This is a genomic window from Cryobacterium sp. TMT1-3, from assembly GCF_004402315.1.
In the GTDB taxonomy this organism is placed as follows: domain Bacteria; phylum Actinomycetota; class Actinomycetes; order Actinomycetales; family Microbacteriaceae; genus Cryobacterium; species Cryobacterium luteum.
Map to the genome: position 1 here is coordinate 100770 of NZ_SOFW01000037.1, position 24662 is coordinate 125431.

The 24662-nt window shown below is 66.7% G+C and carries 21 protein-coding genes; 10 read left to right on the forward strand and 11 right to left on the reverse strand.

All coding sequences use genetic code 11. The features are described from left to right. Positions 1 to 301 precede the first annotated feature (301 nt). Positions 302 to 1774, forward strand: a complete 1473-nt coding sequence (locus E3O25_RS12795) for a nitronate monooxygenase (protein WP_241988589.1) — start codon at positions 302 to 304, stop codon at positions 1772 to 1774. Between the two features lie 325 nt (positions 1775 to 2099). Next, positions 2100 to 4214, forward strand: coding sequence for a DUF222 domain-containing protein (locus tag E3O25_RS17775; protein ID WP_134361319.1), 2115 nt, complete (start codon positions 2100 to 2102; stop codon positions 4212 to 4214). Positions 4215 to 4484: 270 nt separating this feature from the next. Here the strand turns inward: E3O25_RS17775 and E3O25_RS12805 are convergent, their stop codons facing one another. The 4 genes from E3O25_RS12805 to dapD all read right to left on the reverse strand — a co-directional run bounded on the left by E3O25_RS12805 (position 4485) and on the right by dapD (position 9728). Next, positions 4485 to 5114: a PKD domain-containing protein gene (locus E3O25_RS12805; protein ID WP_134361320.1), complete on the reverse strand. Its 630-nt coding sequence runs from the start codon at positions 5112 to 5114 to the stop codon at positions 4485 to 4487. 230 nt (positions 5115 to 5344) lie between these two features. After that, positions 5345 to 5971, reverse strand: a complete 627-nt coding sequence (locus E3O25_RS12810) for a hypothetical protein (protein ID WP_134361321.1) — start codon at positions 5969 to 5971, stop codon at positions 5345 to 5347. A gap of 73 nt (positions 5972 to 6044) precedes the next feature. Next, positions 6045 to 8654 (reverse strand): penicillin acylase family protein, encoded by a 2610-nt coding sequence (locus tag E3O25_RS12815; RefSeq protein ID WP_134361322.1) that lies wholly within the window; start codon positions 8652 to 8654, stop codon positions 6045 to 6047. A gap of 87 nt (positions 8655 to 8741) precedes the next feature. Then, a complete protein-coding gene (gene dapD, locus E3O25_RS12820) occupies positions 8742 to 9728 on the reverse strand; it encodes a 2,3,4,5-tetrahydropyridine-2,6-dicarboxylate N-succinyltransferase (RefSeq protein WP_134361323.1) in 987 nt (328 codons plus the stop codon). Between the two features lie 17 nt (positions 9729 to 9745). Here dapD and dapE point away from each other — a divergent pair, with 17 nt between their 5' ends. The 3 genes from dapE (at position 9746) to E3O25_RS12835 (ending at position 12366) form a co-directional block, all read left to right on the forward strand. Beyond that, on the forward strand, positions 9746 to 10867 hold the full coding sequence (gene dapE, locus E3O25_RS12825) for a succinyl-diaminopimelate desuccinylase (RefSeq protein ID WP_092108352.1): 1122 nt from the start codon (positions 9746 to 9748) through the stop codon (positions 10865 to 10867). A gap of 17 nt (positions 10868 to 10884) precedes the next feature. Beyond that, complete coding sequence (locus E3O25_RS12830) at positions 10885 to 12096, forward strand: hypothetical protein (protein WP_241988590.1); 1212 nt, start codon at positions 10885 to 10887, stop codon at positions 12094 to 12096. 93 nt (positions 12097 to 12189) lie between these two features. Beyond that, positions 12190 to 12366: a DUF3117 domain-containing protein gene (locus tag E3O25_RS12835; RefSeq protein WP_092108645.1), complete on the forward strand. Its 177-nt coding sequence runs from the start codon at positions 12190 to 12192 to the stop codon at positions 12364 to 12366. A 129-nt stretch (positions 12367 to 12495) separates the two neighbouring features. On the opposite strand, the gene E3O25_RS12840 is transcribed toward E3O25_RS12835, so the two are convergent. Continuing rightward, entirely contained in the window at positions 12496 to 13128 is a 633-nt protein-coding gene (locus tag E3O25_RS12840; RefSeq protein ID WP_092108354.1) for an O-methyltransferase, read from the reverse strand. An 87-nt stretch (positions 13129 to 13215) separates the two neighbouring features. Here E3O25_RS12840 and E3O25_RS12845 point away from each other — a divergent pair, with 87 nt between their 5' ends. Together E3O25_RS12845 and ppk2 are read left to right on the forward strand one after the other, a co-directional pair. Beyond that, a complete protein-coding gene (locus E3O25_RS12845) occupies positions 13216 to 13605 on the forward strand; it encodes a sec-independent translocase (RefSeq protein ID WP_092108356.1) in 390 nt (129 codons plus the stop codon). A gap of 23 nt (positions 13606 to 13628) precedes the next feature. Continuing rightward, positions 13629 to 14453: a polyphosphate kinase 2 gene (gene ppk2 / locus E3O25_RS12850; protein WP_092108358.1), complete on the forward strand. Its 825-nt coding sequence runs from the start codon at positions 13629 to 13631 to the stop codon at positions 14451 to 14453. A gap of 4 nt (positions 14454 to 14457) precedes the next feature. Here the strand turns inward: ppk2 and E3O25_RS12855 are convergent, their stop codons facing one another. Genes E3O25_RS12855 through E3O25_RS12865 form a run of 3 tightly spaced genes read right to left on the reverse strand, consistent with a single transcriptional unit; the run spans position 14458 to position 17541 of the window. Next, positions 14458 to 15609 carry an Mrp/NBP35 family ATP-binding protein gene (locus tag E3O25_RS12855; RefSeq protein WP_092108360.1) on the reverse strand — a complete coding sequence of 384 codons (1152 nt, stop codon included), beginning with the start codon at positions 15607 to 15609 and terminating at the stop codon, positions 14458 to 14460. Positions 15610 to 15620: 11 nt separating this feature from the next. Next, entirely contained in the window at positions 15621 to 16223 is a 603-nt protein-coding gene (locus E3O25_RS12860) for a DUF1003 domain-containing protein (RefSeq protein WP_174721743.1), read from the reverse strand. After that, positions 16210 to 17541, reverse strand: coding sequence for a magnesium transporter MgtE N-terminal domain-containing protein (locus tag E3O25_RS12865; protein ID WP_092108362.1), 1332 nt, complete (start codon positions 17539 to 17541; stop codon positions 16210 to 16212). The genes E3O25_RS12860 and E3O25_RS12865 overlap by 14 nt, the downstream gene beginning before the upstream one ends. Before the next feature lie 95 nt (positions 17542 to 17636). Here E3O25_RS12865 and E3O25_RS12870 point away from each other — a divergent pair, with 95 nt between their 5' ends. Further along, the gene (locus E3O25_RS12870; protein WP_092108364.1) at positions 17637 to 18164 is read left to right on the forward strand and encodes a general stress protein; all 528 of its coding nucleotides are present in this window, start codon (positions 17637 to 17639) and stop codon (positions 18162 to 18164) included. Positions 18165 to 18233: 69 nt separating this feature from the next. Here the strand turns inward: E3O25_RS12870 and E3O25_RS12875 are convergent, their stop codons facing one another. Both E3O25_RS12875 and E3O25_RS12880 read right to left on the reverse strand, forming a co-directional pair. After that, on the reverse strand, positions 18234 to 19778 hold the full coding sequence (locus tag E3O25_RS12875; protein ID WP_092108366.1) for an aminopeptidase P family protein: 1545 nt from the start codon (positions 19776 to 19778) through the stop codon (positions 18234 to 18236). A 119-nt stretch (positions 19779 to 19897) separates the two neighbouring features. Continuing rightward, positions 19898 to 20944 (reverse strand): endonuclease/exonuclease/phosphatase family protein, encoded by a 1047-nt coding sequence (locus tag E3O25_RS12880; protein WP_134361324.1) that lies wholly within the window; start codon positions 20942 to 20944, stop codon positions 19898 to 19900. An 88-nt stretch (positions 20945 to 21032) separates the two neighbouring features. Between E3O25_RS12880 and E3O25_RS12885 the strand changes: the two genes are divergently transcribed. Beyond that, the gene (locus E3O25_RS12885) at positions 21033 to 21902 is read left to right on the forward strand and encodes a PHP domain-containing protein (RefSeq protein WP_092108370.1); all 870 of its coding nucleotides are present in this window, start codon (positions 21033 to 21035) and stop codon (positions 21900 to 21902) included. Between the two features lie 237 nt (positions 21903 to 22139). Here the strand turns inward: E3O25_RS12885 and E3O25_RS12890 are convergent, their stop codons facing one another. Beyond that, a complete protein-coding gene (locus E3O25_RS12890) occupies positions 22140 to 23729 on the reverse strand; it encodes a DEAD/DEAH box helicase (RefSeq protein WP_092108372.1) in 1590 nt (529 codons plus the stop codon). Positions 23730 to 23958: 229 nt separating this feature from the next. Here E3O25_RS12890 and E3O25_RS12895 point away from each other — a divergent pair, with 229 nt between their 5' ends. Further along, complete coding sequence (locus tag E3O25_RS12895; protein ID WP_134361325.1) at positions 23959 to 24645, forward strand: ferritin-like fold-containing protein; 687 nt, start codon at positions 23959 to 23961, stop codon at positions 24643 to 24645. Positions 24646 to 24662: the final 17 nt, after the last annotated feature.

Sequence of the window (24662 nt, forward strand, 5' to 3'; positions counted from 1 at the left end):
GTGCGGTGCGGTTCCGCGAAAGCGGATGCCCGGCAGGCCACCGCAGACCACGCTCACGCATCCGTTCTAGTTGCTGGCGGTGTGCATCAAGCCGCGTCACACCGAGGCAACCGGTGTACCCGAGCGAGTTGCTCAAGACCCCTGGTCGAGGTGTCTCGCCCGGTGCGTCGCAGGATGGGTGCTGCCGCCGGTCAAGAGTTGCCCGGTGGGTTTCCCGGAACGTATTCGCGAGGCGGAATATGCACGGGAATACGCTGGGTGAGGGCTCCTAGCCGTGGTGTCCGTAACCGAAAGGTTCGCCATGACTCTGCTCGAGACGACCGCCTCCGCGACACTCGCAACAGCCCCGATTCTGCGTTCCTCAAGGACGCTGCCGACGATCATTCAGGGCGGCATGGGCGTCGGTGTCTCGTCGTGGGAGCTCGCCCGTGCGGTGTCGAAGACCGGGCAGCTCGGCGTCGTCAGCGGCACCGCCCTCGACACCGTCATCGCGCGACGCCTGCAGGACGGCGACCAGGGCGGACACGTGCGCCGCGCCCTCGAGCACTTTCCGGTGTCGGCCCTCGCCGACCGGGTGCTGCGCAAGTACTTTCGCGCCGGCGGTCGCGGCCCGGGAATTCCGTACCTTCCGATCGCCAAGCCGAGCCAGCATCCGCTCGTGAAATCGCTGGAACTCTCTGTCGTGGCGAACTTCGTCGAGGTCTGGCTGGCCAAGGAGGGCCATGACGGCCTGGTCGGAATCAACTTTCTCGAAAAGGTACAACTGGCCACACCGAGCGCAGCCTACGGAGCCATGCTGGCCGGTGTCGACTATGTGCTGATGGGAGCGGGAATCCCCGCCGAGATTCCCGCACTGCTCACCGGGCTGGCTGAGCACGAGACCCGGTCGCTCGATCTGCACGTCGAGAACTCGACTACTCGGTATTCCGTCGAGTTCAACCCACAAGCGCTGACCGGCGGGCAGCTGCCGCCGTTACACCGGCCCCGGTTCTTGGCCATCGTCGCCGCTCATGTGCTCGCCGTGTACCTGACCCGCGAGGAGTCGACCCGCCCTGACGGCTTCGTCATCGAAGGCCCACGAGCCGGGGGACATAACGCACCGCCCCGAGGGCGCGGTTCCCTCGATGATGACGGCCAGCCGGTCTACGGCCCCCGGGACGACGCCGACCTGGCCAAGGTCGCTGCGGTCGGCTTGCCATTCTGGGTCGCCGGCGGTTACGGCACCCCCGACCGGGTTCGGGAAGCCCTTGCGCTCGGTGCTGCGGGCGTGCAGGTCGGCACACTGTTCGCCCTCGCTGCCGAGTCCGGCCTTGATGAGACCCTGCGGGCACAGCTGCTCGGTGAGATCGACGGCCCCGGGCTGCAGATTCGCACCGACCCGCTAGCCTCTTCGACGGGATTCCCCTTCAAAGTCGCGACGTTGCCCGAAACCCTGTCGGATGACACCCTGTACGAAGAGCGACCGCGGCTCTGCGACCTCGGATACCTGCGGGTGCCATACGAACGCACGCCGGGAGTGATCGGCTATCGGTGCCCGGCGGAACCGGTCGCGACTTTTGTGCGCAAGGGCGGCTCCAGTGAAGAGGCGGCCGGCCGTAAGTGCCTGTGCAACGCTCTGCTGGCCAACGTGAGTCTCGGCCAGACTCGACGCGACGGATACCGGGAGGTGCCGCTGGTCACTCTCGGCACCGATTTGGTCGGGGTCATGGCCCTGCGCGCCCGGTACCCGGACGGCTGGTCTGCCGCCGAAGCCGTGGCGTACCTCGAGGCCTGATTCGGACAGCCACCCACCCTCGCTCGGGACCAATCTCGCCCCCCACCGGGGATAGCCAGGCGACTCGTCGTGGGCCACGAGCCTTTCCTTCGATGAATGAGCGGCGCTGAACGTTTGACGCCACTGTCATCTGGCTGTTGCGCCCGCGGGGCGATCGATCCGCGATCGGAGTCGCGGTGCGATCCGGTGTCGCGGTGAAGGCCCGTCGCTTGCGGCGGAAACGGCGTCAAAGCATCCTCTGGGGGACTCCCTGTTGGTTTTGCCCGGTTTAGCGCCAGTGAACGTGACATTTGCTCGTGTCGGTGGTCGGGTGTTGAGTTGAATCATGAACAACCTGGCATTGGAGCTCACCCGGGCGGCGGTCGTTGTGGCCGCGCTCGGCGGGTCCAGCGCCGAGTTCGCCGGTTTGAGTGATGCCGAGGTGCTCGCCGCTCGGGGTCCGATCGCCGCGCTGTTGCGGTTGACGAATACGGCGGCGGCGTTGCTGGCGGGCACGATCGCTGAGCGGTCCCGGCCACGGCTGGGCCAGTCCGGCCTGGCAGCGCGGCACGGGTTTGGCAACCCCACGCTGATGGTGCAGCACGCGACCGGCCTGAGTCGCATCGAGGCCGGTCGGCTGCTGGCGGTCGGGGTGCTGATGCGCGAGACCGAGACGGCCGAACGCCGGGCGGCCGAGGCCCGAGAGGCGCAGCGGGTCGCGCAGGCCGCGGCCGACGCGGCGGCTGCGGCCGCCGCTGTTGCTGCCGCGGAAGCGTTGGACGCGGCGGCTCTCGCTGGGGCTCAGGCGCAACGGCAGGCCGACTGGGAAGCCGCCCAGTGGGAGGCCCGGGAAGCGGATCGGGCCGCGGCCTGGGCCGAGTTGCACCCCGACCTTCCGCTGCCGGAGGCCGTGCCCCGCCCGGTCGGGCCGGTCGTCCGGGTCGTCCCGGTCGTCCCGGTCGTCCCGCCGGTCGCGGTGACGCTGCCGACGCCGCTGGTCGAGGTGGTGGTGGTGCCGTGGCAGGCGCCGATCGTGCACGCCGTCGCGGCCGGCATCTTCTCGCCCGGTGTCGGTGACGCCCTGCTGCGCGGCCTCGGTACCCTGGACCGGGCGATCACCGCCGAGAAGCTCGCTGCCGCGCTGAGGGTGCTGCTGGCCGAGGCTGCGGGGATGAATACCGAGCAGGCCTACAAACGAGCCCGCCGGCTGCGCGACGAACTCGACGCGGCGGGCATTCGCGCGCGGGAGAAGCAGGCCCGGGACGATACCACCTGGTCGCTGTGGCGTCGGGCCGATGGCATGGTGACGCTGCACGCGCTGCTGCCGCCGGAGCAGGGCGAGCTGTGGATGGCGACGTATGACGCGTTGACGAGCCCGCGCCGCGGTGGGGTGCGGTTCGTCGACCCGGAGCGGGCGAAGTGGGCGCAGAGCGTCAAGGACGACCCGCGCACCGTGGATCAGATCGCCGCGGACTCCTTCACTCAGCTGCTCAAGCTCGGCGCCGACGCCGATCCGAACACCCTGTTCGGCGGCCGCCGCCCGGTCGTGCAGGTCATCGTCACCGAACACGACCGCCCCACCACCATCCCTGCCCCGGCCGCGCCAGTCGCCACAGCGGATGCCCGCACCCCCTCACCGAGCAGCGCGACACCGACACCGACACCGACACCGACACCGACACCGACGAAAACTGCCGAGCGCACCGCGACCGGAACAGCCGCAATCACTGGACTCACCGGAATCACCGACACCAACACAACCAGCGGAACGACCGGAACGACCGGGACCACCGGAACGACCGGAACGACGGGAACGACCGGAATTACCGGAACCACCGGAACCACCGGAACCACCGGGACCGTCGGGACCACCGGGAGTACCGGGACCGTCGGGACCACCGGGAGTACCGGGAGTACCGGGAGTGCCGGGAGCACCGGGAGCACCGGGACCGTCGGGGGTGCTACACCCACTGAAACGTTGGCCGGTGCCGGGACTAGAGGGTCGTTCGGCTATCTCGAGGGCAACCCGGCCCCCGTCTCAGCCGAGAGCATCGCCCGACACCTCTGCGACACCGGCTACCTCGGCATCCTGTTCGACCAGGCCGGGCAACCCCTCAACGTGGGACGAGACCAACGCCTGTTCAACCGGGAACAACGCCGAGCCCTCGCCGTGCGCGACGGCGGCTGCCGCTGGCCCGACTGCGACCGACCACCCTCCTGGACCGAAGCGCACCACCTCGAAAACTGGTCGGAGCAGGGACTTTCCAACATCGACCAAGCCATTCTGCTCTGCGCCCTGCACCACCTGCTGCTCCACAACCGGGGCTGGAAAATCCTGCTCCGAGACGACCAATACTGGCTGCAACCCGCCGTCGAAATCGACCCGGCGCAGACCCTCATCGCCCTGCCCAGCAAGAACCCGCTCATGCTGGAGCCGCTCCCGCTCGACTCGCCGCAGTGATGCACCGGATTGCTGCGCCCGAGAAATCCACTGCCTGTTCCCGAGTCAGCGGCACGTTCGGATATAGCCGTCCCGACGTGCTCGACCAACGGATTGCCACGACCAGAGACAGAGCCGCCCGCTTCAGGGCGCCCGTGAGCGGCACGTTTGCTTCCGTGAGGAGTGCACCGTAGTTTTCGAAAGCACATCTGCTTTCAAGGGCAACGAGTCTGAAAAGCAGTGTCTGTGCAAACGGTCCTCAGCTTGGATCTTTTGTCCGGCGGGCCCGTTTCAGCAGCCGGGGCCGCGGGGGTTGGCGTTGCAGTCCTCGGCGACGAGCACGGTGGATTCGTTGGCTGCGACGACGGTGAACGGGGCGGACGGCACCGTCACGATTCCTTCGACGGGTCGCCAGCCGTGGTCGCCGAAGCTGTAGTCGGCGCGGTAATCGACGGTGAGCGAGACCGTGAAGGTGCCCTTGTCGGTGTAGACGTGGCTGGTGGGAGTGGTGGTGAATTCGGCGAGGTCGAGGGTTAGCCAGCTGGCGCCGCCGGTCGCGCTGGAGGTGGTGGCGCCGTCGCCGTAGGTCCAGTGGTAGTTGGTGGGGGTGAACATGACCTGGGCGGGTTGGCCGAGCAGCAGGCCTTCGCCGAGTTGAGCGGATGCTCCGGCCCAGAAATTTGCGGCCAGTCCCACGATGGCCCAGCCGCCGGGTTCCATGCCGGTGGGGGCGGGGTAGGCGGGAAAGTTCTGCAGGTCGGAAACGCGAACGATGGTGTCGGGAGAGCAGACGGTGCACGGGGCAGTTGGGGTGGGATTGGTGGAGAAGGGGAGGAATGATCCGTTGCCGCAGGGGATGGTTTTGATGCCGGGTTTGGCCGGGTCTCCGTTGGCACAGATGCGCGGTGGTGCTGTGGTCACTGTGCCGCCGCGTCCGCGCCGCGGGTGACTCGAGCTGCCCGCACCGGACCCGCCGGAACCCGAACTGGAGCCCGCCGTCAGATCTACACTGCCCCCGTTTGCGACGCCACCCGTTTCGGGTGTGGTTGAGCAAACCCCCGCCTTCTTCTGGGCGAAAGTGCAGTCCATTGGATCCGCGTGGGAGGGCGACGAAGGCGCAAGGGTGAGCGCGATCGTGGCCAAAGCTGAAACTACGAGCAGAAGTTTGAACCGGACCATATTGGGGACTCCGAAATCAGCAGTTGGCGGGAATTCTTATCGGGCGTAACGAAAACAACAATCATCGGCGAGCGCGGCTCGTCGTGTTTGACGACAGATTCACCGGCTGCGTTGACCGTGTCGGACGCGCTGAGGTCAAGACAGAGATAGGTGCGAATCTCCCAGGTGGAATCTGCCAAAGCGCGTGACGACTGAATCGTCATTGAATCAAACAAGGTGACTCCGGTAAAAATCCAGTCCTTTTCCTCCATCAGTCGGCCCGCTTGCTCTGCGCCGTCGTGTTCCGATCCTGTGGTGAGCGCTAAATATTCTTCCCAAGAATCAGAATCCGTTGTACGGGCGGAATCGCCGAGGGAAAGATATTTTGCATAGGCAGCCTCCGCCGCAGCCAGGGCCTCTTCGTTCGACGCGAAGACCGGGGGAGCCTCGGTCGGCGCGGCGGTTGCTTCGGTGACCGGCCTCGCCGTGCCGCTGGATGCGGGAGCGGGAGCGGCCGAGCATCCGCTCAGCGCGCCGAGAGTGAGCGACAGGACAAAAGCAGTGGAAACAGCACGATGCACAACAGCGTGCAGTGGGCGGCGACGCGGCGGAATTCGCATGCGCACACCATAGACCGAATTACTACAATCCCAGTTAAGTTACTAACAGGCTGGCGCTGCCGCTCCAGTAACGCTAGGCGGGCTCGAGGGTCAAGGTGTTGGCCGCATTCTGGCTGATGGCGGCTGGAGTGAACAACCACGCGCGGGTCTCGTGGTCGCGCCAGAGCGGTGCCTGATCGGTGTAGTTGGAGTGGAAGGCGTGACCGGATGCTCCGGTGAGGTTGATCCAGGTGGAGTCGTCGAAGTTTTCCAGGCTGATCACCTGCCGCATCGACGGCACCCAGTCCACCTGATACCCCTGGGTCGCATCCCAACCCACCGCGTTGACGACGGCTGAACCTCCGGCGAGCTCATACGGGCCGCGGTTGAAGAGCCACTCCAGCGGTGCAATGCCCGATTCGCCAAAGCTGGCATTCTTCAGCTCCAGCGTGTGGATGCTGCCCCACTGCCAGGCGGTCGGGTTCGAGCCCATCAGATCGGTGGCCTCCTTCGCCGCATTCGTCATCACCCGCCGCAGCATGCTCTCTTGCCCGACAGTGCCATAGGCAGGGTTAGACCACCATGGGGAATCGGGCTGCCCGAGCAGGCTCGTGACCACCGAGAAGGCGCGGTCGCCGCCCGTGAGAGCCGCTCCATCATCGATCTTGCCGGTGAACATATCGTGCAGGAGCGTGCGCCAGATCACGTTGAAATAGGCGGCCGCCGCGCTGTCGGCGTCGACCTGATAGTCCCAGCCATCGAGCAGCTTCTGCGCCTCGGCGGCGTCACCGCCCAGGCGCACCTGCTGCAGGGCCGGAACGAGAGCAGCCGCGATGGCACTGTAATTGTCAGCCTGAATGTCGCTCATCAACTCCGCTGTCAGCGGGGTTTTCGCGGCGATCAGTTCGTTCAACCGGGCCGTGATCTGATTCGCCCGGTAGCCCAGGTCCCAGTCGGCGGTCAGCAGGTAGGGATTCCCGGGGTCGGCGGCCGCGTTGTTGGCCGTGACGATGTATCCGCTCGGCGGGTTGAACGTGCTCGGCAGGGCGTCGAAGGGAATGTAGCCGGCCCAGCCGTACTGGCTGGTCCAGCCCGGCACGGGCAGGGTGCCGTTGCCGCTGGCCCGAATGGGGATGAGCCCCGGCGCCTGGTAGCCAATATTGCCCTCAACGTCGGCGTAGGTGAGGTTTTGCGCCGGTACGTCGAACAGGGCGGCCGCTGCGCGAAAACTGGTGAAGTCGGTCGCCCGGTTCAGGGCGAAGATAGCGGATGCCGTACGGCCCGGCGTCAGAGCCGTCCACTGCAGGGACAGCTCATACGTGGTCGGTGGTGTGCCCGCCGCTGCTTCCGGGGCCGGAGGAAGTTGCGCAGCCTCGGGAAAATCGCTCGCGATCTGCGGGTAGACGGTGCCCTCGAAGCCGCTCAGGAGCGGGCCATGTTCGGTCGATCGAATCTCGATCTTCACGTCGTCACCGCCGGCGACGGAGATCTTCTCGTCGCGCAGCAGCAGCGGTTTGGCGACACCGTCGAATTCGTAGCTCTCGCCCGTGACCTTTTCGATGTAGAGGTCGGCGACATCGGGGCCGAGGTTGGTGAAGCCCCAGGCAATACGCTCGGTGTGACCGATAATGACGCCGGGCATACCCGAAAAGCTGTACCCGGCAACGTCGAACGGGCACTCCTCGCTGATTGACTGACAGCGCAGCCCCACCTGATACCAAACCGAGGGCAGAGCCGGTCCGCGGTGCGGATCATTGGCCAGCAGGGGCAGCCCGGTGTCGGTGAGTGCACCGGAGACCACCCACGAATTGGAGCCGATCTCACCGCCGGCCGGTCCGAGCAGTTCGGGAACAGAGCTGAGCGAAGCGCGCAGCTCACCGAGAGCCTGGGTATAGGTGTCGGGGTCGACCAGGGCGGCGGGCGTATCCGTTACATCGAGGCTCCGTTCGGCGGCGGGTGCACCGGCTGACGGCGCGGTGACCGCCTGAGTGCCGGTGATGGTGGGGTGCTGGCCGACCGGATAATCGGGGTGCAGCTGGGTCACCTCGGCGGGGGTGAGTGTCGTCGACAGCAGGGCCCGGTCGATCTCATCGTCGAGGTTGGACCGCAGATCCCAGGCCATGGCCTTCAACCACGCCACCGAGTCGGCCGGGGTCCACGGTTCTACCTCGTAGCCGGGATTCTGCACGCTTAACACCGCGTACTCGAGCGACAGGTCGGCGCCCCGATGGGTGTCGAGGTAGGCGTTCACTCCGTCGGCGTAGGCCTGGTAATAGCCGAGCGTGACCGGGTCGAGCAGGGCGACTTCCTGCTCGGCGACGGCCCGCCAACCAAGCGTGCGCACAAACGTGTCGGTGCCGACCTGGCTCTCGCCGAACAGCTCCGACAATCGGCCGCTCGTGACGTGGCGGCGAAAGTCCATCTCCCAGAACCGGTCCTGGGCATGCACATAGCCCTGCGCAATGAACAGGTCGGCCGCGGTCTTCGCCGTGATCTGCGGAATTCCCGCCGAGTCACGAACGACGGTGACCTGGTCGGTCAGTCCCGCGATGTCGACGGTGCCCGCGAGCGTCGGGAACGACCGAGTGACCGTCCATACTCCGAGCCCCGCGGTGACCAGGACCAGGCCGGCCACGACCGCGAGCGCGATCAATAACCGCCGAACCCGTCGGTGCCCCTTGCTGCGCGGTGCGTCGGTGCCCACATCACTCCCTCGTGAATTGCGCGATCCCTACCAAGCGGATGCCGCTACCCGGATGCTAGCGGAACCCACCGACATCCGGTGCGGGTGTTACGCGTGCAGCGCGGCGTTCAGCGTTATTCCGCTGCCGCTGCGGGCGAGTACCTCGACGGCGCCCGAGACGGAATTTCGGCGAAACAGCAGGTTCGGCACGCCGGAGAGCTCGACCGCCTTCACCGTCGCGAACGTGCCGTCGGTGAGTCGGGGTTCGCCAACCAGAACAACCTTGGTGCCGGCCGTGACGTAGAGCCCGGCCTCAACGACGCTGTCGTCGCCGATCGCGATGCCGACACCGGAGTTGGCGCCGAGCAGGGCACGCGCGCCGATCGAAATCCGCTGGGTGCCGCCGCCGGAGAGGGTGCCCATAATGGATGCCCCGCCACCGATATCCGCGCCGTCACCGACCACGACGCCCTGCGAGATCCGGCCCTCGACCATGGAGGAGCCGAGGGTTCCGGCGTTGAAGTTGACGAACCCTTCGTGCATCACGGTGGTGCCGGGGGCGAGGTGGGCGCCGAGCCGCACCCGGGAGGCATCCGCTATTCTCACACCGGCCGGTACGACGTAGTCGAGCAGCGGCGGGAATTTGTCGACGCCGCTCGCCTGGATGCCGGCGCGTTGCAGGGCCGGGCGCAGGCGGGCGAAGTCGACCGGCAGCATCGGGCCGGCATTGGTCCAGACCACGGTGGGCAGGTGCGCGAAAATGCCGTCGAGGTTGATGCTGTTCGGCAGAACCAGAAGGTGGGAGAGCAGGTGCAGGCGCAGATAGGCATCCGAGGTACTGGCCGGCGCCGCAGTCAGGGTGATCTCCACCGTGACCGCTTCGAGGCGCACCGCGCGGCGGGCATCGTCGCCAGCCGCTTCGCTGAGAGAGGCGGGAACAATCCAGCGATCCCGCCCGGTCGGCAGCGCACCGAGTGCCGGGGACGGAAACCAGGTGTCGAGCACGGTGCCGTCAACGGCGATAGTCGCGAGACCATACCCCCAGGCCTGGGTTGATGCGGCGGGCAGGGCGTTTTCGGAAACAACGGAGGGCATACCTCTAGATTAGTAGGGTGACTTCTTCGACTCCGGACCCCAGCGCTCCCGCACCACTCACCGTGCTTGACCTGACGGCCACGTCCATCGAACTAACCAGGCAGATCTGCGACATGGAGTCGGTTTCGGGCGCTGAGACCGACCTCGCCGACGCGATCGTCGCCGCCCTGCAAGGTTTCGACCACCTCGAGATCATGCGCGACGGCGACACCATCGTCGCCCGCACCAACCTCGGTCGTGCCCAGCGGGTCGTCATCGCCGGTCACATCGACACCGTACCGCTCAACGACAACCTGCCCACCCGCTACGAGACGATCGACGGCACCGAGTATCTCTGGGGCCGCGGCACCGTCGACATGAAGGCCGGCGTAGCCGTGCAGCTCAAGCTCGCAGCCGAGCTGAGCGATCCAGGAGTCGACGTGACCTGGATGTGGTATGACCACGAAGAGGTCTCCGACGACCTCAACGGCCTCGGCCGTCTTGCCCGCAACCGTCCCGACCTGTTCGCTGGTGATTTCGCCATTCTCGGCGAACCGACCAGGAGCCGGATCGAGGGCGGGTGCAACGGCAACCTGCGCGTGGAAATTCGCACGTTCGGCCTGCGCTCGCACTCGGCCCGCAGCTGGGTCGGCGACAACGCCATCCACAAGGCCGCGCCGATCCTCAACATTCTGGCCGCCTACCAGGCCCGCGAGGTCGAAGTCGAGGGCCTCGTCTACCGCGAAGGCCTCAACGCGGTCGGCATCACCGGCGGTGTCGCCGGCAACATCATCCCCGACGAATGCATGGTGCACGTCAACTACCGCTTCGCCCCGAGCCGCAGCGGCGACGAGGCCGTCGCCCACCTGCGCGAACTGTTCGCCGGCTACGACCTCACCGTGGTGGACCGCGCCGAAGGCGCCCGGCCGGGTCTCGACGCCCCGCTCGCCCGCGAATTCTTGAACGCCGTTGGCGGTGTCGCCACCCCCAAGTACGGCTGGACCGACGTCGCCCGCTTCTCAGCCCTCGGCGTTCCGGCCGTCAACTACGGCCCCGGTGACCCGCTCAAAGCACACGCCGACGACGAACGTGTGGCCCTGGCCGAGATCACGGCGTGTGAGAACGGTCTGCGCGCCTGGCTGACCGCATCCGTTCGCTAACGCCCGAGAAACCCGTGTTGGGCCCACTTCGTGCGCACCGGCTGCCGGCCGCCTGGCTCGCCCGCTACCGGCTGACCCCGTGGTGGGGCAAAGTGCTCGTGGTCTGGGCTCTGTCGCGCCTGGTCACGACGAGTCTCGTGCTCGTACTGGCAAGCGTGCAGGGCCCGAACGCGTGGACCGGCGCGAGTCCGAAATACACCGATTTCGCCACCATGTGGGACGGCCGCTGGTACAACATCGTCGCGATCGGCGGCTACCCGAGCGTGCTGCCGGTCACCGACGCCGGGCAGATCGGCGAGAGCGCCTGGGCCTTCATGCCCGGATATCCGGTGCTCGCCCGGCTGCTGATGGAACTGAGCACCCTGCCGTGGGCGCCGGTCGCGGTGTTCGTGTCGGTCGCGTTCAGTCTCGGCACCGCCCTGCTCCTCTACCGCCTGATGATACGAGTGCAGTCACCGGCGACGGCGTTGTTCTCGGTCGTGTTGTTCTGCGTTGCCCCGCTGTCGCCGATTCTGCAGTTCGCCTACGCGGAATCGATGTACCTGTTCTTTCTGACCCTCGCGCTTTACCTGCTCCTCGAACGCCGATACTGGTTGCTGTTCCCGGTGATCGCGGTGATGGCACTGACCCGGCCGAGCGGCCTCGCCTTCGCCCTGGCCCTCGGCCTCCACGTGATCTATCGCTTCGTCACGCGTTCCCGCGACCCGTTTGCACCTCGTGAGCGGATGCTGGCAGCATCCGTCGCCGTCTTCAGCGCACTCCTGGGACTGGCCTGGCCCATCACGGCCGGGGTGGTCACCGGCGACCTCATGGCGTACACCGATACCGAGCTGGCCTGGCGGGCGCCGTACATCGGCTATCAGGAACTGGTGCCGTTCACCGCGTGGTTTCAGAGTGGCGTCTGGTGGCTGGGCAGCCCGTGGGGCATCGTGGTGGTCACCGCCCTCATCCTGGCCTGTGCCGTGTTGCTGTTCACGCCGGCGGTGCGTGGGCTCGGCGTGGACCTGCGACTGTGGGTGGCCAGTTACGGCCTGTACCTGCTCGCGGTGTTCTTCCCCCAATCGAGCACGTTTCGGTTGCTCATGCCCATGTTTCCGCTGCTCGGAGCGGCCGCGCTGCCGCGCAGCAGGCTCTACCGGGTGTCGATCGTGCTGCTCTTCATCGCCGGCCAGTGGGGGTGGCTGCTGATCTGCTGGGGCGTGGACGGGTACGACTGGACGCCACCGTAACGAGTGGCGCTCGACCCCGAAACTGACTCGAATTTACGTCTCGGGCCGAGATGGTCGATAATGGACAGACACAGACGAATGGAAGGGGAGTTCATGGCGGCCATGAAGCCACGGACCGGAGACGGTCCAATGGAGGCTGTAAAAGAGGGGCGCCTGATCATCGTGCGTGTACCGCTCGAAGGTGGGGGTCGCCTCGTTGTCTCAGTGAACGACGCCGAGGCCAAGGAACTTCACGATGCACTCGCCGGGGTTGTCGCCGCGGCGAAGTAGCCTCGCGTTCCTCAGCAATACGAAGGGCCTCAGCGACACAAAGGCTCTCAGCGGCACAAAGGCCCTCAGCAACACAAAGGAACGGCTGCGAAAGCAGCCGTTCCTTTGTGTCTGCGTGTCTGCGTTCGGTCAGGCGCGCAGCTTGGTGATCTGCAGCAGCCCGTCGCCAACGGGGGAGAGCGCGCTGATGACGGCGCTCGACGCGGCGATTTCGGTCAGCAGCGTGCGGAACCCGGTTGCGACATCGTCGCGCTGGGCTGGGTCGGCCACCCGGCCGCGCCACAGGGCGTGCGCGACAAGCACCGTTCCCCCCGGGCGGGCCAGGCGCAGGCCATGCTCGACGTATTCGATGACCGACTGCGGGTCGGCGTCGATGAACACGATGTCGTAGGAATTCTCGTTCATGCGTGGCAGAACTTCGCTGGCCTTACCGGTGATCAGGCGCACCCGGTTGGCCGGAATCTTCGCCTCGGTGAAATTCGCCTTCGCGTGCTGCAGATGATCGACCTCGGTATCGATCGAGGTGAGGGTGGCGCCCGGAGCCCCGGTCAGCAACCAGATGCCCGACACTCCGGCTCCCGTGCCGACCTCCAGGATGCTGCGTGCCCCGGTGGCGGCGGCCAGAACGGCCGATTGCGCCCCGACCGAGGGAGCGATCGCGTCGATCCCCAGCTCCAGGGATTGCTGGCGCGCTCGGGCGATGGCTTCGGACTCCACGACACAGTCGTCGGAGAATTTCCAGTTCAATTCAATGTCAGACACAGATAACTCCAGTAGATGATTAGGTCAAGACTAGGGCCGGGGCGCGTGTGGTCTGTGGATGCCTCGCCGGACAGTTATTCTAAGGACATGTTTGGGCTGACTTTCGAGAAGATTCTTCTGATCGGGATTATCGCTGTCTTCTTGCTCGGCCCCGACAAACTACCGCACTACGCCGCCCAACTCGCTCGTCTCGTGCGCCAGTTGCGCGACATGGCCAATGGGGCCAAGGATCGCATGCGCGACGAAATGGGCCCGGAGTTCGACGATCTGGACTGGAAAAAGCTGGACCCGCGCCAGTATGACCCGCGTCGCATAATCCGGGAAGCCCTCGCCGACGAAGACCCCCTCAAAGAACAATCGGCGACGATTTCTCGCGCCGAACCCAATCCAGAGGGCGCCTACCTGAAACGCAAGCGTGCCCGGGAGGCGGCCCTGGCCGCGCTCGAGCCGGCCCCGTTCGATTCTGAGGCCACCTGAAGCCCGTTCGCAAAGGAGATCCGATGTCGAAAAGCCCCCCGACGGTTGTGCGCGTCAAGAAGAAGGTCTACGAAGCCGAACTGGCCCGCCTGCAGGCCGAACTGGTCACGATGCAGCAGTGGGTGAAGGCATCCGGTGCCCGCGTCGTGGTGATTTTCGAGGGCCGCGACGCCGCCGGCAAGGGTTCGGCGATCAAACGCATCACCGAGTACCTCAACCCTCGGGTCGCCCGCATCGTGGCTCTGCCGATGCCGACCGAACGTCAGCGCGGCCAATGGTACTTTCAGCGCTATATCGATCACCTGCCGTCTACCGGTGAGATCGTGCTGATGGACCGCTCCTGGTACAACCGGGCCGGCGTCGAACGGGTCATGGGCTACTGCACCAGCGATGAATACCGTCGGTTTCTGCACCAGGCCCCCCTGTTCGAACGGATGCTGGTCGAAGACGGCATCCTGCTGGTCAAGTACTGGTTCTCGGTGTCGGACCTGGAACAGGAACGGCGCTTTCGGTCACGGCTGAACGACCCGATGCGCCGCTGGAAGCTCTCCGAAACCGACGTGCTGTCGATCACTAAATGGGTGGACTATTCCAAGGCGAAAGACGAGATGTTCGTGCACACCGACATCGCCGAAGCCCCCTGGTGGGTCGTCGAAAGCGAAGACAAGCGGGCCAGCCGGCTGAACGTGATCAGCCATCTGCTCTCGCTCGTGCCCTACGAGAAAACCGACCCGCCGAAGGTGCACATTCCGCCGCGCCCGCCGGCTTCGGACTATGAGCGGCCGCCGCGCGAGGAGAACCACCAGGTTCCCGACCACGCGGCGACACTGGTCAAGCTCAAGGAGTAGCGCGCTAGCGAGGCCGGAGGCCCAGGCTCAGTCCGGCCAGGCCCCTGGCGCGCGTCTTCATGCTGCGGGCGAGCGTCAGGATGGCGCGCGCTGCGGGGTCATCCGGCGCCCCGAGAACCACGGGCAGCCCGGCATCCCCGCCACTGCGCAGGGCCAGGCTCAGCGGAACCTGCGCGAGTACCGGCACGGCCACAGTCTGGCCGACCGACAGACGCCGAGCGACCTCCGCGCCGCCGCCCGAACCGAACAGTTCGAGCAGGCTGCCATCGGGCTGCACCATCGCTGACATGTTTTCAATCACGCCGAACACGCTCTGACCGGTCTGACGGGCCACGATGCCGCTGCGCTCGGCCACATCGGCCGCCGCCGCCTGCGGGGTGGTCACCACGATGACCTCGGCGTGCGGCAGCAGCTGGCCGACCGTGATAGCAACGTCGCCGGTTCCGGGCGGCAGGTCGAGCAGCAGCACGTCGAGGTCTCCGAAGTAGACATCAGTGAGAAACTGTTTGATGGTGCGGTGCAGCATCGGACCGCGCCAAGCGACGGCGGCCGAGGCGTCGTCGATGAACATGCCGATCGAGATGACTTTCACGTTGTGCGCGATCGGCGGCAGGATCATGTCGCCGACCTGGGTCGGTTTGACCGCGAGGCCGTCGTGCACGAGGCCGAGCAGGCCGGGAATGCTGAAACCGTGCACGTCGGCGTCGACGATGCCCACCCGCAGTCCCTCTGCGGCCAGGGCCACGGCCAGGTTCGCGGTGACGGTGGACTTACCGACCCCGCCCTTGCCGCTCGTGATCGCGTAGACCCGGGTGAGCGACTCCGGGCCGAACTGCACGCTGCGTTCCACCTGGCCGCCGCGCAGCTTCTCGGTGAGCGCGGTGCGCTGCTCGCGCGTCATGACGGCGACCTTGACGTTGGCGCGCCCCACGCCCGACACCGCCTCGGCGGCGGCGAGAACATCGCTCTCAATGCGTGCAGCGGCCGGACAACCGGCAATGGTCAAGCGGATGCCGACGGTCACCACCCCCGTATCGCTCACCGTCACCCCCGACACCATGTCCAGCTCGGTGATGGGCTTGCGAATCTCCGGGTCGGTCACTGTGGCCAGAGCGGTGAGAACGCGCGAGCGGATGCTGTCCGGTGTTGACGCCATTGCGGCAGAATTCATGCGGTGGGGCGGCTTTCCTTGGTGCTGGTGCTGGTGCTGTCGGGGTCTGAACGCTCGTCCAGGCGACTGCGCTCGTCCAAGTGACTGCGCTCATCTAAGTGCTCGAGCAAGGTGCGCAGTTCCGCGCGGATGAAGTCCTTCGAGGCCATGTCCTTGATCGCGATGCGCAGAGCCACCACCTCCCGGGCGAGGTACTCGGTGTCGGCGAGGGTGCGTTCGGCTCGCTGCCGGTCCTGTTCGAACTGCACCCGGTCGCGGTCGTCCTGCCGGTTCTGGGCAAGCAGGATCATCGGCGCGGCATAGGAAGCCTGCATCGAGAGTACGAGGGTGAGCGCGATGAACCCGAGGGCGACGGAGTCGAAGCGCCAGGCTTCGGGGGCCAGGGTGTTCCAGGAGATCCAGGCGACGGCGAACAGGGTGAGGCCGAGCAGGAACCAGGGGGTACCCATGCCGCGGGCAATGGCTTCGGTGAAGCGGCCGAACCGGTCCCGACCGACCCGGTTGAGACCGCGACCACTTCGACCGAGGCCCACGATGTTGCCGGTTCTGAGGCCCTTCGGCACGTCCAGACGCAGGTCGGCGCGGTTATTGCGGGCCACGAGGTGTCCTTTGCGCTCCGGGCAGCGGAATGCTGCCGGTTCTCAGCTCGCTGCGTGCGGCAGTACGGCGCCGCACATCATCGTTGCCGTCGTGGCTGCGCCAGTCGTCGGGCAGGAGGTAGTCGAGCACGTCATCAATGGTCACCACCCCGACCAGTCGGTAATTCTCGTCGACCACGGGCACCGAAACCAGGTCGTAGCTCGCCAGGATGCGGCTGACCTCGGCGGCCGACGTGTCGGCGGTCACCGGGTCCAGCCCTGCGTCGAGAAGCGTGCCGAGGCGTTCGTGGGGCGGGTAGCGCAGCATCCGCTGAAAATGCACCATGCCCAGAAAACGGCCGGTGGGCGCTTCGTAGGGGGGCAGGGTGACGCAAATCGCCGCGCCGAGCGCGGGAGCCAGATCGTAACGACGGATGCGCGCGAGCCCCTCGGCGACGGTGGCATCGGCCGAGACGATGATGGGCTCGGTCGTCATGAGTCCGCCGGCGGTGTCCGGGGCGTAGGAGAGCAGAAAACGCACGTCTTCGGCTTCTTCGGGCTCCATCAGGTCGAGCAGTTGCTCACCGCGCTCCTCCGGCAGCTGGGCGATGAGGTCGGCTGCGTCGTCGGGCTGCATCTGATCAAGCACGTCGGCGGCGCGGGCGTCGCCGAGGCTGGTCAGGATGCCGACCTGGTCGCTTTCCGGCATCTCCTCGAGCACATCGGCGAGGCGATCGTCCGGCAGTTCGCCGGCCACCTCGAACATGCGCTCGCGGGGCAGGTCGAGCAGGGTGTTGGCGAGGTCGGCCGGCTTCAGGTCGGAATAGGTCGCAATGAGGTGCTCGGCCGACTGCGCCTGGCCCTTGGTCTCTTTCTCGTGCACCTCGGCCCAGGTCGTGAAGGTTGTGACACCCTTGACGAAGGGTGAGGGGCTGGACTTGGGCCGGCGCACGAACAGCTGGCTGATGGCCCAGTCGGCCTCGGTACCTTCCTTGATGGCGACGTCCTCGATCGTGGCCTCGCCCGAACCGTCCTTGAAGACCACTTTGCGGCCGAGCAATTCGGCGATGACACGCACTTCGCCGCCACGCTGTGCATAGCGGCGCACGTTGATCAGGCCGGTCGTGATGATCTGGCCGCTGCCGATGCTGGTGACCCGGTTGATCGACACGAACACGCGTCGTTTGCCCGGAATTTCCACGATCAGGCCGACAACGCTGGGTGGGTCGTTTTTTCGATATACCACGAGGACATCGCGCACCTTGCCCACGCGGTCGCCCGCAGGGTCGAAAACGGTGCACCCGGCCAGTCGGGCAACAAAAACTCTGGAGGCACTCACCCTATAAATGTAGGGCACTGGCCTGAAAATAATGGCCCGCCACGAACGCGTCGTCATTTCTCCGCAGGGTCAGGTGGGCGTGGAAGAATGGCGCCATGAGCAACCAGAGCCTTTTCTCCCGACGCCGCCCGGTGCTCCCCCCCGTGTTGCCGCGCGGGGAGGTACTCGCCACCTACGCCACCTACGCCGACGCGCAGGCCGCTGTCGACACCCTCGCCAAGGCCGACTTTCCGGTGAAACAGCTCTCGATCGTGGGCAACGACCTGAAGAGTGTCGAACGGGTGACCGGCAAACTCACCTACGGCCGGGTTGCGCTCGCGGGAGCGGCATCCGGTGCGTGGCTCGGAATCTTCTTCGGAATTCTGTTCTTTTTGTTCTCACCGACCGGTTCGAGCCTGCCGTTCGTGTTTGCCGCCCTGATCATGGGCGCCGGGTTCGGCATGCTTCTGGGCATTGCCAGCTACGCCATCAACCGGCGCCGGCGTGACTTCACCTCGACGATGCAGGTCATTGCGACCAGCTATGAGGTCGTCGTCGACCCCGAGCTGGTCAACCGAGCCCGCAACCTGCTCGGTGGCCAACGCGACCCCGAGCCGCCGGTATCGCCCACCACCTCTGAATAGTCACGCGAGAGCGGTGAAGTGCTGCTGCAGCCGGCTCCGGTGACACTTCACCCGCTTTCGCGTCCAGGGTTAGCGCTGCGACGCGGCGATCCACGCCTCGACCTCGGTGGCGGTGCGGGGGATCGCCGCCGAGAGGTTCTCGGCACCCGTCGCAGTCACCAGGATGTCGTCCTCGATGCGCACGCCGATGCCGCGGAATTCGACCGGCACGGTGAGGTCGTCCGGCTGAAAGTACAGTCCAGGCTCGATTGTGAAGACCATGCCCGGTTCGAGCACGCCGTCCATATACATGTCCCGGCGGGCCTGGGCGCAGTCGTGCACGTCGATCCCGAGGTGGTGGCTGGTGCCGTGCACCATGTAGCGGCGGTGCTGCCCGTTCTCCGGCTGCAGTGCCTCTTCCGCGGTGACCGGAAGCATGCCCCACTCGGCGGTGCGCCGGGCGATGACGGCCATCGCGGCGGCGTGCACGTCGCGAAACACCGCGCCGGGGCGAACGATGGCGAGGGCGGCATCCGCTGCTTCCCGCACCGTTTCGTAGACCTGGCGCTGAATCTCGCTGTAGACACCGTTGACCGGCAGGGTGCGGGTGATGTCAGCGGTGTAGTAGCTGTCGAGCTCAACGCCGGCATCGACGAGAATGAGGTCACCGGGAGCGACGACGCCGTCGTTGCGGGTCCAGTGCAGGATGCAGGCGTGCGGGCCGGACGCGGCGATGGTGTCGTAGCCGACGGTGTTGCCGTCGCTGCGGGCGCGGGTGTTGAACACACCCTCGACCAGGCGTTCCCCGCGGGCATGCACGCTCGACCGGGGGAGGTCGGCGATGACGTCGTCGAAGCCGCGGGCGGTGGCCGCGACGGCGAGGCGCATCTGCGCGATCTCCCAGGCGTCCTTCACGAGGCGCAGTTCGGAGAGGTCGCGGGCCAGCGCAGCGTCGGGCTCGTGCTCGGCATTGATTTCGATGCTGAAGGGGGAGTCGGTGGCGTTGCTGCCCAGTACCCGTTCGGCGGCGAACCGCAGACGGGCTTCGTCGACCTGCTCGGTGAAGGCCGGGTCGGATTCCCGCAGCACGAGGGTTTCACTGTCGACCCTGTGCAGCACGCTGGCAAGCTCCGCGATGCCGCGTACCGCCAGGGCCAGGTCGCTCGCCACCTGGGCGACGGATGGGCGCGGGCCGATCCAGAACTCACCGATATCGGGGTTGGCGTAGAACTCGTCGGAGTCCCGGCCGGCCCGTTCCCGAAAGTACAGGGTCGCATCGTGGCCGCCGGCGGCCGCCGGTTCGAGCACGAGCACGGCGCCGGGCTCGCTGTCACTACCCCAGCCGGTGAGGTGGGCGAAGGCGGAGTGCGCACGAAAGGCATAGTCGGTGTCGTTGGAGCGTTGCTTCAGCCGGCCGGCCGGGATGATCAGGCGCTGGCCGGGGTACTGTGCGGAGATACGGGCGCGGCGCGCGGCGGCGAACGGCGCCTGCTCCCGGGCCGACGGCAGTGCGTCGGTGCGCGCGGCCCAGCCGCTCCCGATGAACGATTTGAAACCGGTGGATCCCGGTGTCGTCGAACGGTTCTCATTCGAGCGAGCGGCGGGGACAAGAACGGGAGCAGTGGTATCAGCCATTCCTCCATTCTCGCACCGCACTCTGGGCGGCGGCCGATCACGCGGCTGAAGATGCTGCGACGAGCGGATGCTGCGCGCGCGTCATGCGCTGCGTCCTCCGGTGTCTAGGAGGCCGGCGTTTAGGAGGCCGGCCTCAGTGTCGCCACGATCGGCCGGTGGTCGCTGCCCGCGGCATCGAGGGATTCGACCACCTGCAGCGCGGTCACTGACCAGTTCGGGGTGGCCATCACGTGGTCGATCGGGCTGCCGAGCGGCGCGGGAACGCTCGTGGGCCAGGTGCCGGTCGAGGCCGCACTGGCCGATAAAGCGGCATCGGCACAGTTGCCGAGAACGGCGCCGGCGGCCCCATCGGCCCGCCCCGCCATGTGGTCCAGGGTCGCGTTGAAATCGCCGGCCATGATCACGTTCTCACCCAGGCACTGGGTGGTGAGCCAGTCGAGGTCGCTGCGCCAGTTCGACATCTCGTACTGGATCGGGGCGACCGCGTGCACGGCCACTACGGTCGGGCCGGTCCCGTCCGCCGGTTCGGCCACGACGGTCGGCAGCACGTTGGTGTTGCCGGGCGGGCCGGATCCCGCCGCATTGCTCACAACGTACTCGCCGAGGTCCGGACTGATCAGCAGGGTCGTGGAACGCGCCTTGGAGATCAGGTCGAATGCGAGAGTGTGCACCCACATGGGGCGGCCGGCGTCGCGCATCGCTTCGGCGATCAGAATGCCGGTCTCCTCCGTGGTCTCTGCCAGTGTCACGACGTCGGCGCTTTGCGCCACCGCGAGGTCGGCGATGACCTCCGCTCCCGGGGCATCGCCGAGCGTGTTCCAGCTGAGGCCCGCCACCGAACCGGCATCCGGTTCGATGCTGCCCTCGGTGGCCAGCGCGCTGCTCGCGATGAAACCGCGAGAGGCCAGAATGCCGACATTGGCCACGGCGAACAGGGCGAGCAACACCATCGCCATGCCGAGGGATCGACGCAGTGGGCTGATGAAGCGCAACAGCCCGAGCAGAATGAGCCCGGCGCTCGCGCCGATGACAGCGAGCGCGCGAAACGAGACGAGGTGGGCGACAACCCAGGTGTTGTGCAGGCCGAATGCCTGCGGCCAGGTCAGGACCAGCAGAATAACGGCGGCGCCGATGAAGATCAGGGCGTGAAGGAGACGGGGGAACATTGCTCTGAACCCTAGATCAGATTTCTGGGGAATCCCCAACGACGCAGGCAGCGCGGACCGGCTGCAAGCGGCCAACTAGCATGGGGTCATGGTAGTCGCGCGGCAATTCCAGGGTCCGGTCGACCTGCACGCTCATTCGAGCGTCTCGGACGGTACCGAGACCCCGGCCGAGCTGGTTCGGGCGGCGTCCGCCGCGGGTCTCGGCACCATTGCGCTGACCGATCACGATTCGACGGCTGGCTGGGCCGAGGCATCCGCTGCCGCGCGGCACGAGCACCTCACACTTATTCCCGGAATGGAATTCAGTACCCGGGTGCAGTACGCCAGTGTGCACCTTTTGGCATATCTTTTCGACCCGGCCGACTCGGCGCTGCTGGCCGAAATGACCCGGGTGCGTGCTGCCCGTCTCAGCCGGGCCGAGCAGATGGTCGCCCGCATCGGTGTCGATTACGACCTGAGCTGGGCCGACGTGCTCGCCCAGACGGCTCCCGACGCGACCGTGGGCCGGCCGCACATCGCCGACGCCCTCGTCGCCCGGGGACACGCCCTGAATCGCAGTGCCGCCTTCGCCGATATTCTGCACTGGAAGGCCGGCTATTTTCAACCGCACTACGCCCCGGACCCGCTGCGGGCGATTGAACTCGTGCGCGCGGCCGGGGGTGTGCCGATCATCGCGCACCCCGCCACACGCGGGATCGGCGACGTCGTCTCGGAGGCCCGGCTGACGACCATGGCCGAAGCCGGACTATTCGGTCTTGAACTGGGGCACCGCGAGAACAAGCCAGAACCCACCGCGCATCTCTTCGAACTCGCCGCCAAGCTTGGGCTGCTCGTGACCGGGTCGAGTGACTACCACGGCACCGGAAAACCGAACCGGCTCGGCGAGAACACCACCGCTCCCGACGTGCTCGAGCGCATCATCGCGGAGGGCCGCGGGTCGACTCCCGTCTACGGCTGACTACCGTCTTGATCGGGCCGCGGTGCGCAGCTCAGTGCCTGACCCAGCCGACGGGGTCGCCACGACGGTCGTCGCGGGAACTGCGTAGATTGCTACGGAACCGGTCAGGCATCGCCGGTTTTGGGGCTCTGAGCAGGGAATTTCCGCTGTTGTGAACAACAACGCCCGCCCACCGAGACTGCCAAGGCCGAAGCAAGGGCAGCCCGAGTGCCGGGCGCGCGTGAAACTGAACAGCTGTTAGATGGCGCTGCCGGTCTGCGGCGAGCGACGACGGGTGCGGCTGCGACGCAGCGGAGCATTGTTGCCGTCGTGGTGCTCGGCTCCGCCGCCATCGTGCGTGCCGGCAGCGGGGGTCGCGGCCGGAGCATCCGGGTTGGTGCTCGAACCGACGCGGGTGCGCGACCGGGTGGGCCGGCCGGCATCGTCGGCCACGGGGCTTGTCGCCGCACGGTCGACGTTGCGCGTGGAGTCGCCGCGGCCGGAGCCGCGTCCACCCTCGGAGCGAGCCGGTCGGGCCGCACCGGACCGACCGGCGTCGGAACGGCTTCCCGCACCCGCCGAGCGGGCACCGCCGGAACGGCCGGCGCCGCCGGTACGAGCATCGCCAGCACGCCCTTCATGGGCGCTGGCATCCTTCACCGGGGTCGCTCGCAGGCGGCCTTTCGAGCCGGCCGGGATGTTCAGGTCGGTGTACAGGTGCGGCGACGAGGAATAGGTTTCCATCGGTTCCGGCTGGCCGAACTCGAGAGCCTTGTTGATCAGCGACCACTTGTGCAGGTCGTCCCAGTCAACGAAGGTGACCGCGATACCGGTCTTACCGGCGCGACCGGTGCGGCCGACGCGGTGCAGATAGGCCTTCTCGTCTTCGGGAATGGTGTGGTTGATCACGTGGGTGACGTCTTCGACGTCGATGCCGCGCGCGGCGACATCCGTTGCGATCAGGATTTCTTTCTTGCCACTCTTGAAGCTGGCCATGGCGCGTTCGCGCTGTTCCTGGTTCAGGTCGCCGTGCACGGCGGTGGCGTTGAAGCCGCGGTCGCCGAGTTCCTCGACGAGCTTCGCCGCGGCGCGCTTGGTACGGGTGAAGATGATGGTCTTGCCGCGGCCCTCGGCCATGAGGATGCGGCCGATGACCTCATCCTTGTCCATGTTGTGGGCCCGGTAGACGAGGTGCTCGATGTTGGCCTGCATGAGGCCTTCGTCGGGGTCGGTCGCCCGAATGTGGATCGGGCGGTTCATGAACCGACGTGCCAGCGCCACGATCGGTCCGGGCATCGTCGCCGAGAAGAGCATGGTGTGCCGGGTCGACGGGGTCTGCGCGAAGAGCTTTTCGATGTCGGAGAGAAAACCGAGGTCGAGCATCTTGTCGGCCTCGTCGAGCACCATTTCGCGCACGTTGGCGAGGGTCAGCAGACGCTGGCTGGCAAGGTCGAGCAGGCGGCCGGGGGTCCCGACGACAATCTGCGCGCCGGCCTTGAGCGCTTCGATCTGCCCCTCATAGGCCTTGCCGCCGTAGATTGAGACGATTTTGGTTTTGCGGCCGGCCGCAGCGAGCTCAAGGTCTTCGGAGACCTGCACACACAGTTCGCGGGTCGGAACGACGATGAGGGCCTGCACGCCCGGCTCGGGATCGAGGCCGAGGCGCTGGATGACCGGGAGGCCGAAGCCGAAGGTCTTGCCGGTGCCGGTCTTGGCCTGACCGATGATGTCCTGGCCGGCGAGGGCGAGGGGGATGGTCTGGGTCTGGATGGGGAACGGTTCGAGGATGCCCTTGGCCGCAAGGGAGTCGACCATATCCTGGTCAATATTGAGTTCGGAGAAAGTCACGAATGTATGCCTGTCATTAACTGGAAGCGAAGTGCGCCCGTTTTTGCGTCTCGGGCAGCGGTCGCCGATCCTTGTCGGCGACGTAATTCCACCTTACTGCCCCGTCTGGACCGCAGCCACAGGCGCGCTGTCCTAAGCTAAGCCCGTGGTCTCTCGCGTAGGTTGGCGCCCGCAGCGCAATGAAGCTCCGCGGCTTTCGGCCCGCGGGGGGAATCAGACAACCGAAAAAGTGGACATCAGCTCCCTGGCACCGGACGTGCGGCATTTTCTCGGCCAGGCTGCGTACTGCGAGCTGGGCGAGTTCGAGGCCCTGGCTCGCGCCGTGGCGACCGCGCCGAACCTCGCCGTCAAGGAAGGCCTCAGCGCTGCTGCCGGTCGGGCCCTGAGCAAGCATCACGGCCTGATCACCGAGATTCGTCGTCGTGGTCACGAACCGGCCACGGAGATGGCCCCATTCGTTGTGAACCTCGATGAGTTTCGCCGCAAGACCAGCGGCGCCGACTGGCACGAACTGCTGCTGAGCTGCTACCTCGCCGGCGGGTTGCTCGACGATTTCTTCATTCGTCTCTCCGACGGCCTGCCCCGCGATATCGGGCCGAGGGTGGCACAACTGCTCGGCGAGGATTCCGGCACCGACGTGCTCGTGCACGAACTGCAGACCGCGATCGAAAATGATCTGGCGCTCGGCTCCCGGCTGGCGCTGTGGGGTCGTCGACTCGTCGGCGATACCCTGCTCGTGGCCCGGTCGGCGATGCCGGCCACCGACCTCAGCTCCGACGAGCGCGCCGATTCCGCCGCTGGTGCTGACGCCGCGGCTGCCGCAGGCGCCAGCGCCGAGGCGCGCATCGAACCGGTCTTCACCGAGCTCATCGCCGCGCACACCCGCCGCATGGACGGCCTCGGCCTCACGGCCTAACTGCCGCTGCCCGCCAA

What these genes read in the sequence shown, in the direction of transcription:
- E3O25_RS12795 (WP_241988589.1), top strand. Translation starts at nt 302, where the DNA reads ATGACTCTGCTCGAGACGACCGCCTCCGCGACACTCGCAACAGCCCCG.
- E3O25_RS17775 (WP_134361319.1), top strand. Translation starts at nt 2,100, where the DNA reads ATGAACAACCTGGCATTGGAGCTCACCCGGGCGGCGGTCGTTGTGGCC.
- E3O25_RS12810 (WP_134361321.1), bottom strand. Translation starts at nt 5,971, where the DNA reads ATGCGAATTCCGCCGCGTCGCCGCCCACTGCACGCTGTTGTGCATCGT.
- dapD (WP_134361323.1), bottom strand. Translation starts at nt 9,728, where the DNA reads ATGCCCTCCGTTGTTTCCGAAAACGCCCTGCCCGCCGCATCAACCCAG.
- E3O25_RS12835 (WP_092108645.1), top strand. Translation starts at nt 12,190, where the DNA reads ATGGCGGCCATGAAGCCACGGACCGGAGACGGTCCAATGGAGGCTGTA.
- E3O25_RS12845 (WP_092108356.1), top strand. Translation starts at nt 13,216, where the DNA reads ATGTTTGGGCTGACTTTCGAGAAGATTCTTCTGATCGGGATTATCGCT.
- ppk2 (WP_092108358.1), top strand. Translation starts at nt 13,629, where the DNA reads ATGTCGAAAAGCCCCCCGACGGTTGTGCGCGTCAAGAAGAAGGTCTAC.
- E3O25_RS12855 (WP_092108360.1), bottom strand. Translation starts at nt 15,609, where the DNA reads ATGGCGTCAACACCGGACAGCATCCGCTCGCGCGTTCTCACCGCTCTG.
- E3O25_RS12870 (WP_092108364.1), top strand. Translation starts at nt 17,637, where the DNA reads ATGAGCAACCAGAGCCTTTTCTCCCGACGCCGCCCGGTGCTCCCCCCC.
- E3O25_RS12875 (WP_092108366.1), bottom strand. Translation starts at nt 19,778, where the DNA reads ATGGCTGATACCACTGCTCCCGTTCTTGTCCCCGCCGCTCGCTCGAAT.
- E3O25_RS12880 (WP_134361324.1), bottom strand. Translation starts at nt 20,944, where the DNA reads ATGTTCCCCCGTCTCCTTCACGCCCTGATCTTCATCGGCGCCGCCGTT.
- E3O25_RS12885 (WP_092108370.1), top strand. Translation starts at nt 21,033, where the DNA reads ATGGTAGTCGCGCGGCAATTCCAGGGTCCGGTCGACCTGCACGCTCAT.